At 60.3% G+C, this 15,907-nt stretch carries 14 protein-coding genes; 6 read left to right on the forward strand and 8 right to left on the reverse strand.

Going from position 1 to position 15,907, the window contains the following annotated elements; all coding sequences use genetic code 11:
- Positions 1–141: 141 nt before the first annotated feature.
- From FP2506_RS06160 to FP2506_RS06190, 7 genes are all read right to left on the reverse strand, one after another.
- Positions 142–897 carry an ATP12 family chaperone protein gene (locus FP2506_RS06160; protein ID WP_007066554.1) on the reverse strand — a complete coding sequence of 252 codons (756 nt, stop codon included), beginning with the start codon at positions 895–897 and terminating at the stop codon, positions 142–144.
- Positions 898–941: 44 nt separating this feature from the next.
- Positions 942–1,631: an HAD-IA family hydrolase gene (locus FP2506_RS06165; RefSeq protein WP_007066555.1), complete on the reverse strand. Its 690-nt coding sequence runs from the start codon at positions 1,629–1,631 to the stop codon at positions 942–944.
- Positions 1,632–1,638: 7 nt separating this feature from the next.
- Positions 1,639–2,625: an RluA family pseudouridine synthase gene (locus FP2506_RS06170; RefSeq protein WP_007066556.1), complete on the reverse strand. Its 987-nt coding sequence runs from the start codon at positions 2,623–2,625 to the stop codon at positions 1,639–1,641.
- A 118-nt stretch (positions 2,626–2,743) separates the two neighbouring features.
- Positions 2,744–3,121 (reverse strand): fluoride efflux transporter CrcB, encoded by a 378-nt coding sequence (crcB, locus tag FP2506_RS06175; RefSeq protein ID WP_040489461.1) that lies wholly within the window; start codon positions 3,119–3,121, stop codon positions 2,744–2,746.
- A gap of 96 nt (positions 3,122–3,217) precedes the next feature.
- The gene (locus FP2506_RS06180) at positions 3,218–4,855 is read right to left on the reverse strand and encodes a BCCT family transporter (protein WP_007066559.1); all 1,638 of its coding nucleotides are present in this window, start codon (positions 4,853–4,855) and stop codon (positions 3,218–3,220) included.
- A 235-nt stretch (positions 4,856–5,090) separates the two neighbouring features.
- On the reverse strand, positions 5,091–6,449 hold the full coding sequence (locus tag FP2506_RS06185) for a replication-associated recombination protein A (RefSeq protein ID WP_081448399.1): 1,359 nt from the start codon (positions 6,447–6,449) through the stop codon (positions 5,091–5,093).
- 1 nt (position 6,450) lies between these two features.
- Complete coding sequence (locus tag FP2506_RS06190; RefSeq protein ID WP_007066561.1) at positions 6,451–7,956, reverse strand: Do family serine endopeptidase; 1,506 nt, start codon at positions 7,954–7,956, stop codon at positions 6,451–6,453.
- Between the two features lie 1,061 nt (positions 7,957–9,017).
- Here FP2506_RS06190 and mtnK point away from each other — a divergent pair.
- The 5 genes from mtnK to FP2506_RS06215 all read left to right on the forward strand — a co-directional run bounded on the left by mtnK (position 9,018) and on the right by FP2506_RS06215 (position 14,836).
- Positions 9,018–10,271 carry an S-methyl-5-thioribose kinase gene (gene mtnK / locus FP2506_RS06195; protein ID WP_040488958.1) on the forward strand — a complete coding sequence of 418 codons (1,254 nt, stop codon included), beginning with the start codon at positions 9,018–9,020 and terminating at the stop codon, positions 10,269–10,271.
- Positions 10,272–10,362: 91 nt separating this feature from the next.
- Positions 10,363–11,781 (forward strand): DNA repair protein RadA, encoded by a 1,419-nt coding sequence (radA, locus tag FP2506_RS06200; protein ID WP_007066563.1) that lies wholly within the window; start codon positions 10,363–10,365, stop codon positions 11,779–11,781.
- A 114-nt stretch (positions 11,782–11,895) separates the two neighbouring features.
- Entirely contained in the window at positions 11,896–12,480 is a 585-nt protein-coding gene (locus FP2506_RS06205) for a CvpA family protein (RefSeq protein ID WP_007066564.1), read from the forward strand.
- A gap of 144 nt (positions 12,481–12,624) precedes the next feature.
- Positions 12,625–14,076, forward strand: coding sequence for an amidophosphoribosyltransferase (gene purF / locus FP2506_RS06210; protein ID WP_148227481.1), 1,452 nt, complete (start codon positions 12,625–12,627; stop codon positions 14,074–14,076).
- 19 nt (positions 14,077–14,095) lie between these two features.
- Entirely contained in the window at positions 14,096–14,836 is a 741-nt protein-coding gene (locus tag FP2506_RS06215; protein WP_007066567.1) for an SDR family NAD(P)-dependent oxidoreductase, read from the forward strand.
- 25 nt (positions 14,837–14,861) lie between these two features.
- Here FP2506_RS06215 and FP2506_RS06220 read toward each other — a convergent pair whose 3' ends face one another.
- Positions 14,862–15,071: a hypothetical protein gene (locus tag FP2506_RS06220; RefSeq protein ID WP_007066568.1), complete on the reverse strand. Its 210-nt coding sequence runs from the start codon at positions 15,069–15,071 to the stop codon at positions 14,862–14,864.
- A gap of 259 nt (positions 15,072–15,330) precedes the next feature.
- Here FP2506_RS06220 and FP2506_RS06225 point away from each other — a divergent pair, with 259 nt between their 5' ends.
- A complete protein-coding gene (locus FP2506_RS06225; protein ID WP_040488960.1) occupies positions 15,331–15,864 on the forward strand; it encodes a gamma carbonic anhydrase family protein in 534 nt (177 codons plus the stop codon).
- Positions 15,865–15,907 lie beyond the last annotated feature (43 nt).

Raw genomic sequence — 15,907 nt, forward strand, 5'->3', positions numbered from 1 at the left:
GTCCGCAGGCTGATGTGATCTCTCGATTTGCTTTGGCTATATCTAAGAGCGGGCGTGTTCAAGCCGAAGCCCGCCGAGCAGGTCTTCTCCCGGTCAGAGACATGCTTTCGGCGAGCGCAAGAAGGACCAACGCTCCATTTCTCACCGGCCCATGAACAGCGCCGCCGTCTCGAAATCGGCCTTGCGCCGCCGGCTGACGAGCTGCGCCTCTTCGTCTTCGCCCCAGCGCTCGGCGTTCCAGTCCTCGTCGAGGCGTGACAGGGCCCAGGCTTCGTCGACCCCGAGCCGGCGCTCGAACAGCGCCAGCGCGATCAGTCCCGAGCCCGAGATCGAGGTCGCCTGCTGGAGGCCGGCTATCACCCACGGATCGTGGATCGGGGAGACGCGCTTCGCGAAGGCCTTGAGCGACTCGGCCGACTGCTCCACATGCATCACGCCTTCGGTGAGGACGAACCGTACCTCAAGCAGTTCCGATGCCCAGACGACAATCGGATCCCAGCGTTCGCGCTGGCGTTCGACAAGGCTGTCGGGATGGCCAGCGCGATAGAACAGCAGATCGGTTTCCGCATAGCGCGGCACTTCGGCTAGAACCGGCTTCGGGTCGAGCGCGACAGCATCCACCACCGTGTTTGCAAGCCGTGTGGCCGGCATGGTGCCCGGATCGATGCGCTCGCCTTGTGCGGCCCATTCATCCCTAATGGCGTTCGAGATTTCATCGTTCGGCAGGACAAGCGCTTTCTTCGCCGGCGTCTTCACAGGCCGGCCATCGAGCAGCACCTGATACCCGGTCTCGGCGGAGCCTAGTGCCGCCTCCTCGTAGAAGCGCTTGGGCAGGTCGCGACGCATGGCGTTCGGATTTTCGAACAGGCGCTGAAGGATATCGGGGTTGTTCGACATAAAGATAGAGACTTGCGTTCGGGTTCTTCGCTCAAGAAGGAAAGCTAGGTTCTAGCGGGCTCGCGCGCCAGCCAGCGATCCAGTGCCGCAGAGAGATCCTGCACTGTCTCGGTAACCTGAAGCGAGCCGCTTCGCATCAGATGCTCCGGTGCGTGCGAGCCCCACGAAACGCCGATGGCCGTGCTGCCCGCTGCTCGCGCCATCTCCATGTCGAAGCTCGTATCGCCGACAACGACTGCGGAGGCCGGTTTAAGTCCGAGTTCGCCGCAGGATTCCAAGACCATGGCCGGATGGGGCTTGGAGGGGCAATCATCTGCGGTTCGAACGACTGAGAAAGCACCCGTCAGCCCATGCGAAGCAGTGAGCGCGGCCACTCCGCGCCGGGACTTGCCGGTCACCATACCGACGAAGACGTTTTCGCGGGCTGCGAGATCGAGAACGAGCTCGACCATGCCTTCGAAGAGATGCTCAGCAAAGTGCGGACGGCTGCGCTCGAGCCGATATTCGCTACGATAAGCATCGGCGAGACGCGCAACCTCGAAGGCCGTCAGGCTTGGGCGGAGCGCGGCGATGGCGGTGTTTAAGGAGAGCCCGATTATCGAGCGAGTTGCTTCGCGTGCCGGCGGCTCCAGCCCATGCACCAAGAAGCAGCGCTCCATGATGTCGCAGATAAGACCGGCTGAGTCGGCAATCGTCCCGTCGCAATCGAAGAGAACGGCTTTCAGTGCTGCCACGTCTCACTCAGTCTTCGAGTTCGGCTTCGTCGAAGCCGAAGAGGTTAAAAGTCTGGCGCATGTGCTGCGGAAGGGGCGCAATCTGATCGATCATCCCACCGGAAGGATGGGGTATCACAAGCCGCCGCGCATGGAGGTGCAGGCGCATCTGGACGCCGCCCGGAAATTCCCAGTTGGTGTCGTGCTCAAAATATTTGGGATCGCCGAGGATTGGGTGGCCGATATGGGCGGCATGAACGCGCAGCTGATGGGTGCGGCCGGTATGGGGCTCAAGCTCGAGCCAGGCGAAGTTCTGAGCGACCTGATCGATCACGCGGTAATGGGATAGTGCGTGGTCGGCGCCTTCGTCGCCGTGCCTGGCGATACGCATGCGATCTCCATCCGGCGTCTGCTCCTTCTTGAGATAGGTCGAGATGCGGCCTTCTTTCTTCGCCGGCACGCCTTTCACAACGGCCCAGTATAGCTTCTTGGTATCGCGTTCGCGGAATGCCTTAGTCAGCGCCGTCGCGGCACCGCGTGTTCGCGCCACCACGAGAATGCCGGACGTGTCCCGATCGAGACGGTGGACGAGGCGCGGCTTCTCGCCCTTTTTGTTGCGCCAGGCCTCCAGCATGTCGTCGACGTGGCGGGCGACGCCCGATCCGCCCTGGACTGCGAGGCCAGCTGGCTTGTTGAAGACGATCACCTTCTCGTCCTCGTAGATTACCATCTGCGAGAGGACGTCACCGTCCGGACGGCCTTTGATGGTATTGGCGGTCAGGGGATGGTTCGTCGATGTCTTGGAATCGGTGGCGAGCGGCGGCACACGAACCATTTGGCCTGGTGCGACGCGCGTGTCCGACTTGGCGCGTCCACCGTCAACCCTGATCTGGCCGGAGCGCAGGAGCTTCTGCAGCTGTCCGAAGGCCAGACCCGGATAATGAAGCTTGAACCAGCGATCGAGCCGAAGGCCCGCTTCGTCGTCGTCCACCCGCCGCTGTTCGACTGCTGCCATGTTCCGGACGCTCCGTTGATTTCGATGGGAGATACAAGCTCCGTTCGGAAGCCGCCTCGATCCTTTCCGCTCTTCTATCCATGCCGCCTCGACCGAGCAACGGCGGCGGGACACGCGATCAGGCGAGGACCCTTGCTGCCGCCAAGCCGGCAAACAGTCCGGCGATACCGAGTACGACCGAACCCGTCACATAGAGAAACGCGAGACCCGTCGCGCCGCGGTCGATCAGGTTCACTGCATCCACCGAAAACGACGAGAACGTCGTGAACCCACCGAGAAATCCGGTCGCGAGGAACAGACGCCATTGCTCCGTCATGCCCAGTTTTCGCGCGAGCAGTTCGACGAGAACGCCCATCAGGAACGAGCCGGAAACATTGACGAAAGCGGTACCCCAGGGAAATCCGGGGCCAAGGAGATGTAGAGCTGCAAGACCCGACAGGTGGCGCAAACCGGCACCGAGTCCGCCGCCGGCCATGACGATGAGAAGATTGGTCATTGATTGCCAAGCGCCTGCGATAAAGAGCTTTGGAAAGAGTTCGGCCCCGAATGCCGGAGGCATCCGGGGCCAAACTTCGCTCAGTACGCTAGAGCGTTATTCAGCCGCCTGATAGGCGCCCTGATTCTGCAGGAACGGTTTCTTGCGTTCCGCGATCAGCCCCTTTCCGACAGAAAAGGTCAGGATCAGAAGCAGGATCACAAATGGGAATCCAGTCGCAACGGCCGCGGCTTGCAGTGCTGCGAGCCCGCCGCCCAAGAGCAGCGCGATGGCGATCAGACCCTCGAAGGTCGCCCAGAAGACGCGCTGGGCCGTCGGAGCATCGAGCTTGCCGCCCGCCGTGATCGTGTCGATTACCAGCGAACCGGAGTCCGAGGAGGTCACGAAGAACACGATGACGAGGACGATACCGATGAAGGACGTGATCGACGACAGCGGGATCTGGCTCAGCATCTCGAACAGTTGTACCGGAAGCTCGGCGTCTGCGATGCCGGCATAGCCGCCGATCGTCTGGGTCAATGCTGTGCCGCCGAAGACGGTCATCCAGATGATCGAAACGATGGTCGGTACGATCAGCACGCAAGTGACGAATTCACGAACCGTGCGGCCTCGCGAGACCCGGGCGATGAACATGCCGACGAAGGGTGACCAGCTCATCCACCAAGCCCAGTAGAAAGTAGTCCAGCCCTGACGGAAGTTGTCGTCCTCGCGGCCGAACGGCACCGAAAGCGGCACGATCTCGCGGAAATAGGCAGCGGTATTACCAAAGAACCCACGAACCAGATCCATGGTTGGGCCTGCAAGGAAAACGAAGCCGAGCAGCAACAACGCAAGAACCATGTTGATTTCCGAAAGCCGCTTCACGCCTCCATCAAGGCCCGCGATGACAGAGACGAGGGCGACAGCGGTGATCACCGCGATGAGGACTACGTTCGTCATCGTCGAATCGGGGATTCCGAACAAGAAGTTCAGACCGGCCGAGGCCTGTTCTGCGCCGAAGCCTAGAGAAGTCGCGAGACCGAAAATGGTCGCGAAAACTGCCAGCGTGTCGATGATATGGCCCGGCCAGCCCCAGACACGGTCGCCGAGGAGCGGGTAGAAAACCGAACGGATGGTAAGCGGAAGGCCCCAATTATAGGAGAAGAAAGCGAGGCCGAGAGCGACGATCGCATAGATCGCCCAAGGATGAAGCGCCCAGTGATAGAGGGTTGCAGCCATGCCGAGACGACGTGCTTCGAGCGTTTCGCCTTCGGCACCACCAAGCGGCGACCAATCGGTGCGCACCCCGTTTTCCGTCGTTATGCCACCCACAGCCGACGAATAGTGGCTGATCGGCTCGGAAACGCCGTAGAAAACAAGGCCAATGCCCATACCTGCCGCGAAGAGCATCGCGAACCAGCCAAAGTAACCATAGTCGGGCCGTGCGTCCTTGCCGCCAAGCCGGACACCGCCGAGCGGTGTAATGATGAGCGCTAGGCAGAACAGCACGAAGATGTTGCCTGCAATCAGGAAGAGCCAATCGAAAGTGGAAGTAAGCAAGGGACGCAGCCAGCCGAAGAAGTCGCCGGCAACGGCCGGGAAGATCAGCGTAAAGGCCACAAAAAGGATGATGACGCCGGCAGAGATCGGGAAGACCGGATTATGAATATCGAGACCGAACTTCTGGACGTTGTCCTGGCCGACTTCGTAATTCGTGACCGACTGCTCGGGGATCATCTCGTGATCCACAGACATTGCGGTTCTCCTTGTTCGTTGCAATTCGTCGAGGGCCGAGGCAAGCCGGTTGGCATCCTGCAGAGCAAGACAGTTCCCGTCCCATTCGAGAAGGTACGCGTGCACAAAGAGTGTCAGGCGCGAACTAATCGTTTAGAGCGACACTAGATCAGCGTTTAGAGCAATTCAACGGCCTGCTTCACGAAACCTTTATGGGCGTTCTAGTCATCTCGTCCGCATCCGCGAGCTGGCTCGATCAATCGGAGTTGCGCCGTTTGCGAAGATCATCGAGGCGCGCCAAGCGGTCTGCAATCCGCTGTTCGGCACCGAATTCGGTTGGTCTGTAGAACCTTTCGCGCTTCATTCCAGCCGGAAAGTAATCCTGGCCGGAGAAGGCGTCCGGCTCATCGTGGTCGTAGCGATAGCCGGACCCGTAGCCTTCCTCCTTCATCAGCTTCGTCGGCGCGTTGAGGATGTGGGCGGGCGGAAGCAGAGAGCCGTTCGCCCTGGCGGCGCGCATCGCCTGCTTGTAGGCGGTATAGACGGCATTGGATTTTGGGGCGGCGGCGAGATAGACGGTCGCTTCGGCAAGAGCGAGCTCGCCTTCGGGCGAGCCTAGGTAATCGTATGCGTCCTTCGCAGCGAGCGTGACGCGCAATGCGTTCGGATCGGCAAGCCCGATGTCTTCGGACGCCATGCGAACCAGCCGACGCCCTAGGTAAAGTGGGTCCTCGCCGGCATCGAGCATGCGGCATAGCCAGTAGAGGGCGGCATCCGGATCTGACCCGCGAACGGATTTATGGAGCGCAGAAATGAGGTTGTAATGACCATCCTGGCTCTTGTCATAGACGGGCGCGCGACGCTGAACGATTTCTTGTAGCGCTGCCGAATCGAAGATTTCTCGATCTCGAGCTGCGCGCCAAACTTCTTCGGCAAGGCTCAAAATCGCGCGGCCGTCGCCGTCTGCAAGCCTCAGCAAAACCTGACGCGCTTCATCGTCGAGCGGAAGCGCCTTCTCCTCGATCGTCTCGGCACGATTGAGGAGAAGGCTTAGGCTCGTCGTATCGTGTGGCTTGAAGGTCAGGACGCGCGCGCGGGATAGGAGCGCGGCGTTCAGCTCGAACGACGGGTTTTCAGTCGTCGCTCCAACGAGAACGACTGTCCCGTCCTCCATTACAGGCAGGAAACTGTCCTGTTGGGCACGATTGAAGCGGTGTATCTCGTCGACGAAAAGCAGCGTCGGGCGTCCATTGGAACGTCGCATTCGCGCCGATTCGAAGACTTTCTTGAGGTCAGCAACACCGGTAAAGATCGCCGAAATCTGTTCGAATGCGTAATCGCTATCTTTTGCAAGCAACCGCGCGACCGTCGTCTTGCCGGTGCCGGGGGGACCCCAAAAGATCATCGAGCCGAGGTTCTTCCCGGCAAGCATGCGAGAGAGTATGCCGCCCTCCCCTGTGAGATGCTCCTGTCCGACGACTTCGCTCAGCATTCTGGGGCGCAATCGATCGGCAAGTGGCCTCCGCTCTGCCGGGTTCACCGCACCACGACGCCCGCCAGTTTCGTTTCGATTTGCCGCCTCGGGGATGTCTGCCTGGCCGAACAGATCGGCCATCTCAGCGCACGCGCCGAACGAGCCGACGTCCGCCACGCTCGATCTCGAAGTCGTAGCCACCCCAGTTTTCAGAGAGGATGCCCTCGATCGATGATGTCGTATCAACCCGATTACCGTTGACCGCAATGATCAAGTCGCGAGGCCGCAATCCGAAGCGGGCTGCGTAGGATCCGCGGGCGACATCAGCAACAACCACCCCGTCCGTTTCCAGCGGAAGATCGAGTTCTTCCGCAACCTTCGGCGACATATTCCAAACCTTCGCCCCGGAGAACGGATTTCGACCCCCCAGGATTCGCTCATCCCGCGGCGGATCCTCGGGCGCACCCGCAAGCGCGATCGTCAGTGTATTGCGGTCTTCGCCTCGCAACACGGTGAGCGTGGTAGACGTCCCGATCCCGGCTGTCGCCAAACGATAGCCGAGCGCGTCAGGATCGGAGATCGCAATAGAGCCTACCTCCAGAACGATGTCCCCCTCCTGAAGGCCTGCCTCTTCGGCAGGTGAGCCGTCGGAAATCGCGTGCACGATCGCACCGGTTGGCCGCGCGAGACCCACGGCGTTGGCAATATCTGGGGTCACGCGTCCGAAGGCTGCTCCGACATAGGGTCTGTTGAACTCCCCGCCGGCCTTTGCAGCCCGCACGAAGCTCGCGACGAGATTGGAGGGAATCGCGAAGCCGATCCCGTTCGACCCGCCGGATTTGGAGAAGATTGCAGTATTCACACCGACCAGCCGTCCCTGCATGTCGATGAGCGCACCACCGGAATTGCCCGGATTGATCGCGGCGTCCGTCTGAATGAAGACACCGGGATCTCTGGGCGAGAGGTTGGTACGTGCCAATGCGGATACGATGCCGTTGGTCACCGTTTGTCCAATCCCGAAGGGATTGCCGATCGCCAGCACAAGATCGCCGATCTCCAGCCCGTCCGAGTCCGCGAGGTCAACGCTCGGAAATTCCTCTTCGGATTCTGCTATCCGCAACACCGCTAGATCGACATCGTCGTCCTTCAGAAGGATGGTGGTCGCGAACTCGCGACCGTCCGCGAAGGCGATCTTCACCTCGTCCGCATCGGCGATGACGTGGTTATTCGTCACCACCAGACCGCTTGGATCGACGATGACCCCCGAGCCGAGCGAACTTTCTATCCTGGGCTCGCGCTGCGACGGCGCACCGAAAAATTGCCCAAAGAACGGGTCGCCAGCGAACGGTGAGAGCCGTTCCGGCACGGCGCGCGCAGCATACACGTTGACGACCGCTGGTGCGCTCTTCCGCACAAGCGGTGCGAACGACAGAGTAATCTCCGACCGGCTGTCCGGCACACTGCGTGACGGATCGACGATCGCCTCTTGATCTGAAATTGTCGGTGGGGGTTCGGTCTTGCGAGTGCTGTCCTCTTGGCCGAACAGGCCCCCAAAACTCCACCCTTGTGCCATTGTGGGTTTGAGCGCGAGCGAGAACGACAGTCCGATTGTTGTCACGAGAAGCGCGAGATTCTTGAAGGAAGCCATCTAGCCCTTATCCGTACGCGCCGCCAAAGACACGTGCCGCCCCTTCGACGACGGACATAGAAGCGGTTGGGGATCAATAGCCCGTCACCTCAAAGGTGTTCAAGGGCCTGACGAAGGAACAGTTGGCGCTCGGGTATCAGGTGGAGACGTAGTGCTCGAAAATACGAGCGCCCTGTCCTTTTCGCTTCTTCGGCGCATAGACCCTGCCTATCGGGCGGTGATCAGAAGTGCATAAAACGAACACAACGAAAAAGGGGTCCAATCGGACCCCTTTTTCGAAATTCGCGCCGCATTTATTGCAGTTGATCAGTCTGCGAGGTTTCCTTCGACCGCGACTGCGCTGGTTGCGGGCGCTGGCAGGTCTGCCGTCGCGTAGCTCGCGGTCAATACAGCAAAAGCGCCTGTAGCGGCGAGGAGCGTGATGGCTGTGCGGCGCACTGGAAACCGTACATTTTGTTTTGTCATTTCGGCATTTTGCATGCTGTTTGTTTATTCCCCGTAAATTTTGCCACATTTGCGTGGCGCGGCCCGTTCGGATTTGGTGGGGTAAGTCGTCACCGCGTGAATGGTTGCATCTCGTTTCACAACTTTTCCGAAAGTACGCGACGTTCCCATGGCACTGGATCGTTTCGTCGAATAGGGTTTTTACAACACACTCGTTTGTCGGATGGCCTCAATGTTTGAGAAGTTGAAGGTGCGAGGTTTCCTTCACACTCCAACGAAGTCGAATGAGGCAATGACAGTCTCAATTTCGACACAATCGCGCCGAAATGCAATTGATCAGCTTGCGTTAACCTTTATATAACGAAATTGTGAGTTTCCGAACTTGGGATGCTCTTGCTTTGGGCGCTACCGTGGACAATCCGGGTAGACCTAACGACTGCTTGGCAAGGGGCACTTCAGCCTCTCGGTGGTTTCGACAGGAACCCGTTTGGCACCGGACTTGCGAAGCCCTTCGCAACTAAATCAGAATTAAGAAGCTGGAGTTTTGAGCTCAAACGGGCTGATGCGTCTTCGATAGCAGAACCAGCAAGTGGTGCCTTATACAGGACGACCCTTTTTTGAAAGCTTTTCCATCCCCGTGTGGATACCGCATTCTCGCTGAAGGCGAGATCGCGTCTGTGATTGCTGCTATCCCACCCCTGCCAGCAAGACTTGGCAGCGAGCCGACCTCATGGCGTGTAGAGGAGGTGAGCGATGGCAATATGAACGCTGTCTATCGTCTCGAAGGGCCAGCTGCTTCAATCATCGTCAAGCAGGCTTTGCCCTATATCCGCGTCATCGGCGAAAGCTGGCCATTTCCGGTTTCTCGGATCGCTTTCGAGGCCAGGGCGCTTGGACACCATCGCCGGGTCGCGCCACAATTCGCGCCCGAGCTTCTCCATTACGACGAGAGCCTCGGCCTTCTCGTCATGGAAGACCTCCGCCACTTTCGGGTTGCCCGCCATGCGTTCGTCGAGGGCCGGACATTTCCGCACCTTGCGCGGCATATGGGCGAATTCCTCGCGCGCGCACTCTACTTTACCTCCGATTTTTATCTGACGACACCCGACAAGAAAGCGCTCGCCGCAGATTTCGCCGGCAATTCGCATCTCTGCCAAACGACGGAAGACGTCGTCTTCACGGGTCCGTATGGCGATCGCGTACTCAACCGCGTGACACCGGGCAACGAGGCGATCGTAGCCGAATTGCGCGACGACGGCGATCTCAAGCAGGCGGCGGCCGCGATGAAGCTTCTCTTCCGGTCGAAAGCCGAAGCCCTCATTCACGGTGATCTTCACACCGGCTCAATCATGGCGACGGAAGACGAAACGCGGGTGATCGATTCCGAATGGGCATTTCACGGTCCGATGGGCTTCGATCTCGGTGCTCTGATCGGCAATCTCTTCCTTGCAGCGATCAGCCAGCCCGGACACGCGACGGCGCTGGACGATCGAACCGAAACCGCCTCATGGGCTCTTCGTGCTGCAGCGGATGTCTGGGCTCATTTTTCGGACGGGTTCCAGCATCTGGCATCGGACCACGAGAGCGAGTTCTTCGCGTCCGACGTTTTTTCCAGGATCGATCGGCAAGCGGTAATTGCCCGACATCTCGACTCGGTTTTTACCGACATGATCGGCTTTGCGGGCGCCAAGATGATCCGTCGAATTATCGGTATCTCCCATGTCGAGGATTTCGAGACGATCGTGGATATCCCGACCCGTGCGCGACTGGAACGGCATGCGCTGCGCACAGCGCGGCGTCTTCTCATCGAGAGGCAGAATGTGAGTTCCATCCAGAAGGCCATCGAGATCCTGCAGATGGAAGCCGACTAGGTCTTCGATTTTCAGGCCAATACAGAACTTTGCCTCCGCCTGACGCCGAATTCGTTTGCGGTGCGCGCCCGGTCCGAAATACGGGTCTTTCATGGCCAAAGCGAAGACCAGTTTCATCTGCCAGTCCTGCGGTGCCGTCTACGCGCGCTGGCAGGGCAAGTGCGAAGCCTGCGGCGAGTGGAATACAATCGTTGAGGAATCCTCCGCGGGTGGCGTCGCGGGCGGCCCCCAGCGATCTCGCCGGCGCGGTACGCCGTCGAAGCTGCTTCCGCTTTCAGGAGAGAAGGAAGAGGCGCCGCGTATCGCATCCGGAATTGCCGAACTCGACCGGGCGACCGGTGGCGGAATCGTCCGCGGATCGGCCATCCTTATCGGCGGCGATCCCGGCATCGGCAAATCGACCCTATTGATGCAAGCCTCATCCGCACTCGCGCGCAAGGGAGCCAGTGTGGTCTACGTTTCCGGCGAGGAAGCGGTGGCACAGGTGCGCTTGCGGGCCGAGAGACTCGACGCAGCAGATACCAGCGTTCAATTGATGGCAGAAACCAACGTCGAGGACATCCTGGCGACGCTGGCTGCGAACGGACGACCGGACCTCGTCATCATCGATTCCATCCAGACTCTCTGGAGCGATCTTGCCGAATCCGCGCCCGGAACGGTCACTCAAGTCCGCACCGGCGCCCAGTCCCTGATCCGCTTCGCGAAGGCCTCGGGCGCCGCCGTCATTCTGGTTGGGCACGTCACCAAGGAAGGGCAAATCGCCGGGCCGCGAGTCGTCGAGCACATGGTCGATGCAGTACTCTACTTCGAAGGCGAAGGTGGGCATCATTATCGTATCCTTCGAACCGTAAAGAACCGATTCGGACCAACCGACGAGATCGGCGTCTTTGAAATGGGGGACAAAGGCCTTCGCGAGGTCCCGAACCCTTCGGAGCTTTTCCTGGGCGAGCGCAGCAACAAGGCGCCTGGAGCGGCCGTTTTCGCCGGCATGGAGGGCACACGGCCGGTGCTCGTCGAGATCCAAGCACTGGTGGCGCCGTCCTCGCTTGGCACACCGCGCCGGGCGGTGCTGGGTTGGGATGCCCCGCGCCTCGCAATGGTGCTCGCGGTTCTCGAAGCGCGATGCGGTGTGAGGCTCGGCCAGCACGACGTTTACCTCAATGTCGCCGGTGGATTTCGCATCTCGGAGCCCGCAGCAGATATGGCGGTCGCTGCGGCGCTCGTCTCCTCGCTCTCGGGTGTCACGCTGCCTGCGGCCTCCGTCTACTTCGGCGAAGTGAGCCTATCCGGCGCGACGCGGCCCGTCGCCCATTCCGGCCAGCGCCTGCGGGAGGCGGAGAAGCTCGGCTTTTCCAGCGCCACTATTCCGGCAAACATTCCCGATCTTGCTCGAGGCTCCCTCAACCTGAGCGAAATCGAAACCCTCGGAGAACTCGTCGCTGCAATCGCCGCAGGCTCTCTTGCAGAGCACGAAAGCGGGAGAGATCGCCCTGCCCCGATGCCGTCTTGATCTTGACGCAAGGAAGGTGTGAAAGGCCTGAGCCGCTCGACGCGATTTCCTTTTCGGTTCACCGGGCGGCTCACGAAGCCAAATTCGCCAACGAATACGGACTCAAAAACCGCGATGTCCCTGACCATTCTCGATGCGATCCTCGTCGCCATCATGCTCGTCTCGGCGCTTCTCGCCATGGTGCGAGGTTTTTCCCGCGAGGTTCTGTCGATCGTCGCATGGGTCGCGGCGGCCGTGGCCGCGCTTTTCGGCTACGAGTATGCCACCCCTTATGTCAGCGAATATGTGAGTTCGGAAGTGGTCGCGATGGCGATCGCGGCTGCGATCGTGTTCTTTGTTGCGCTCATCGTGGTATCCTTCATCACGCTGAAGATCGCCGATTTCATCATCGACAGCCGCGTCGGCGCATTCGACAGGGTCCTCGGGTTTCTGTTCGGTGCGGCACGCGGGCTGCTTCTCGTCGTCGTCGCGATGCTTTTCTTCAACTGGCTGACCCCCGAGAACCAGCCGCAATGGGTGGCCAACGCCGCGTCCAAGCCGATGCTTGACGATCTCGGCCAGAATCTCATTGCCGCGCTGCCGGACGACCCGGAGCAAACGATCATGCAGCGGATCGGCGGTATGACTGGCGGCGAGGAACCAGCGGCTGAAGCCGGCGGTGGTGAGTCTGTGGAAGGCGTCATCGAGAACGCAGAGTAACCGGACTGTCAGTTGCATGGCAGAGGCGGTCTGGCGTATTGCCAATCTGCGAGCCTCGGATCGCGGCTTCAATCCGGTCGCGCATGTGTCTATCTAGTGGCCATCGACCGGCCGCTTTCGCGCCGGCAGGCAATGAGAAACGCCATGGACGAAACGCCTTTCGGCGACGACACGCTGCATGAAGAATGCGGCGTTTTCGGCATTTACAATCGGACGGATGCGGCGGCACTGGTCACCCTGGGGCTCCACGCCTTGCAGCATCGCGGCCAGGAGGCTGCAGGAATCGTGGCCTTTGACGGGACACAGTTCCATGTCGAACGCCATCCAGGGCTCATCGGCGACACCTTTACCAAGCAGGCCGTTCTCGAACGCTTGCCCGGCGAGTCCGCGATCGGTCACACGCGCTATGCGACGACCGGCGGAGGAGGCCTGCGCAATGTTCAGCCGTTCTTCGCGGAGCTCGCCGCTGGGGGCTTTGCCGTCGCCCACAACGGCAACATCACCAACGCTCTGACTGTACAGCGCGAACTTCAGCGGCGGGGATCTATCTTCTCGTCCACTTCGGACACCGAGACGATCCTACACCTCATTGCGACTTCGGGAGCCCGCCTCTTCAAGGACAAGCTCATCGATGCCTTGTCGCGTCTCGAAGGTGCCTTCTCGCTCGTCGGCCTGTCCGCCAAAAAGCTCGTTGGGGTCCGCGATCCACTTGGAATACGCCCGCTCGTTCTCGGCGATCTCGAAGGTTCGCCGATAATCACCTCAGAGACCTGTGCACTCGACATTATCGGTGCCGATTTCGTTCGCGACATCGAGCCGGGCGAGATGGTAATCGTCACCGACGAAGGCATAGAGAGCCTGTTCCCATTTCAGAAGCGCAAGAGCCGCTTCTGTATCTTCGAGTACGTCTATTTCGCGCGGCCAGATTCCACTGTCGAAGGGCGGAACGTCTACACGATACGCAAGAATATCGGTGCTGAACTTGCCCGCGAGAGCAATATCGATGCCGATCTCGTCGTGCCGGTCCCGGACTCCGGCGTGCCGGCCGCGATCGGCTATGCTCAACAGGCCAATCTCGCCTTCGAACTCGGCATCATCCGCAATCACTATGTCGGCCGCACCTTTATCCAGCCGAGCGACGCCATCCGGCATATGGGCGTGAAGCTCAAGCACAACGCCAATCGCGCGATGATCGAGGGCAAGCGCATCGTCCTCGTCGACGACTCGATCGTGCGCGGTACGACGAGCCAGAAGATCGTCCAGATGATGCGCGATGCCGGAGCCTCGGAAGTGCACATGCGCATTGCGTCGCCGCCGACGACAGGCGCCTGCTTCTACGGTGTCGACACGCCGGAGACTGGCAAGCTGCTCGCCTCGCGTATGTCGGTCGAGCAGATGGCCGAATTCATTAAGGTCGACAGCCTAGCCTTCATCTCGATCGAAGGCCTCTACCGGGCCTGCGACGAACCCGATCGCGACCGCCACCAGCCGCAATATTGCGATGCCTGCTTCACGGGCGACTACCCGACGGCGCTGACCGATCTCGACGCACACGAGAACGTCCGCCAGCTCTCGCTTCTCGGCGGTTTCGGCTAAACAATCATCGAAGGACTGCATGACGGGACGACTGGACGGACGGATCGCGCTTGTCACCGGCGCATCGCGCGGGATCGGCTGCGAACTCGCCGAATTGCTGGCAGGCGAAGGCGCCCATGTCTATTGCGTTGCGCGCACCGTGGGCGGCCTCGAAGAACTCGACGACCGGATCAAGGCCGCTAGCGGCAGTGCTACCCTGGTTCCGCTCGATCTTCTCGACTTCGAGGGGATCGACCGGCTGGGCGCGGCGATCTACGAGCGGCACGGCAAGCTCGACGTCTTCGTCGCCAATGCCGGCATGCTCGGCGTCCTTTCGCCGATCGGTCATATCGAGGCAAAGACTTTCGAAAAGACGATGGCGACGAACGTCACCTCGGTCTGGCGGCAGATCCGCTCGTTCGATCCGCTGTTGAGACGATCGGACGCCGGCCGAGCAATATTGATGTCCTCGGGCGCCGCGCATTCGGCGAAGGCCTATTGGTCTCTTTACGCAGCGACAAAGGCATCGGTCGAAGCTCTGGCGAAATCATGGGCCAACGAGACGCAGAAGACCGCACTCCGTGTCAATTCCGTAAATCCAGGCGCAACGCGAACGAAGATGCGGGCGCAGGCGATGCCGGGCGAGGATCCGGAAACCCTGCCGTCCGCCCGCGAGGTCGCCGCGAAGATCGTGCCGCTGGCCCTGCCGGACCTTGCCGAGACCGGCCATCTGTTCGACGTTCGGAAGGGTCGCTTCCTGACCTATCACAATCCAGACTGACCGCTTGTTGAAAGAGTGCGTCCGCTCAGGCGGCGGTTGCGCTGATGGCATTTCTTCGGTTTATCGAGGCAAGGGCTTTGACCAAGCAATCAGCAAACAGATCGAGATCGATCGGCGCGTAACGTACCAGCGCGTTTTCGATTGTCCGTCGGTCGAAACCTTCCCTGAGTAGAGCCTCGATAGCCTGGAGAAGCATCACTTCGTCGTCCATTCTCGGAAGATCGCGTTCGAACATCTTGTGTCCCTCGGAATTCGTGTCGGGATTTCACCGCCTCGCAATTATCGGACTGTTAGGTTGATCGAATGTTACTTCCACCGAAAATGGGTACCTGCCAAGGACGCCTTGGAATCTCAGTAGCCCTATCGACAGTTTCACCCATTACGAGCCGAACTTGGCCTCGCATTCGTTGCTTTTGATTTTGCCTTTGCGAGCGTCTGCGCTTGATGATGCGGAGAAACGGCGGCAGGCCAACGCGAAGAGGGAGACCCGACACATGCCGATCTACCAGCTGGAAGACGACAAGCCGGACATCGCGGGCGACGAGCCGCATTTCATCGCGCCCGGCGCCCATGTGATCGGTCGCGTGCGCTTCGGCCGGAATGTCGGCGTCTGGTTCAACGCCGTCATCCGGGGCGACAACGAATGGATGGAGATCGGCGACGATACGAACATTCAGGACAATTGCACCCTGCACAGCGACATGGGCTTTCCGCTAACCATCGGAAAGGGATGCACGATCGGCCACAACGCCATCGTTCACGGCTGCACCCTGGGCGACAACGTCCTCATCGGCATGGGCGCGACCATCCTCAACGGTGCGAAGATCGGCGACAATTCGATCGTCGGCGCCAACGCGCTCGTGACCGAGGGCAAGAGCTTTCCGCCGAATTCGCTGATTGTCGGATCGCCGGCCAAGGCGGTTCGCGAACTCGACGACACAGCGGCCGCGAAGCTGAAGGAGTCGGCTCAGCATTACGTGCGCAACGCCCAGCGCTTTGCAGACAGCCTGACCGAGATCCTCGGCTGACGTCACATGCATCTTTCGTCGGCGATCACCGGACACTGCCAAA

It is taken from the genome of Fulvimarina pelagi HTCC2506, assembly GCF_000153705.1.
In the GTDB taxonomy this organism is placed as follows: Bacteria; Pseudomonadota; Alphaproteobacteria; order Rhizobiales; family Rhizobiaceae; genus Fulvimarina; species Fulvimarina pelagi.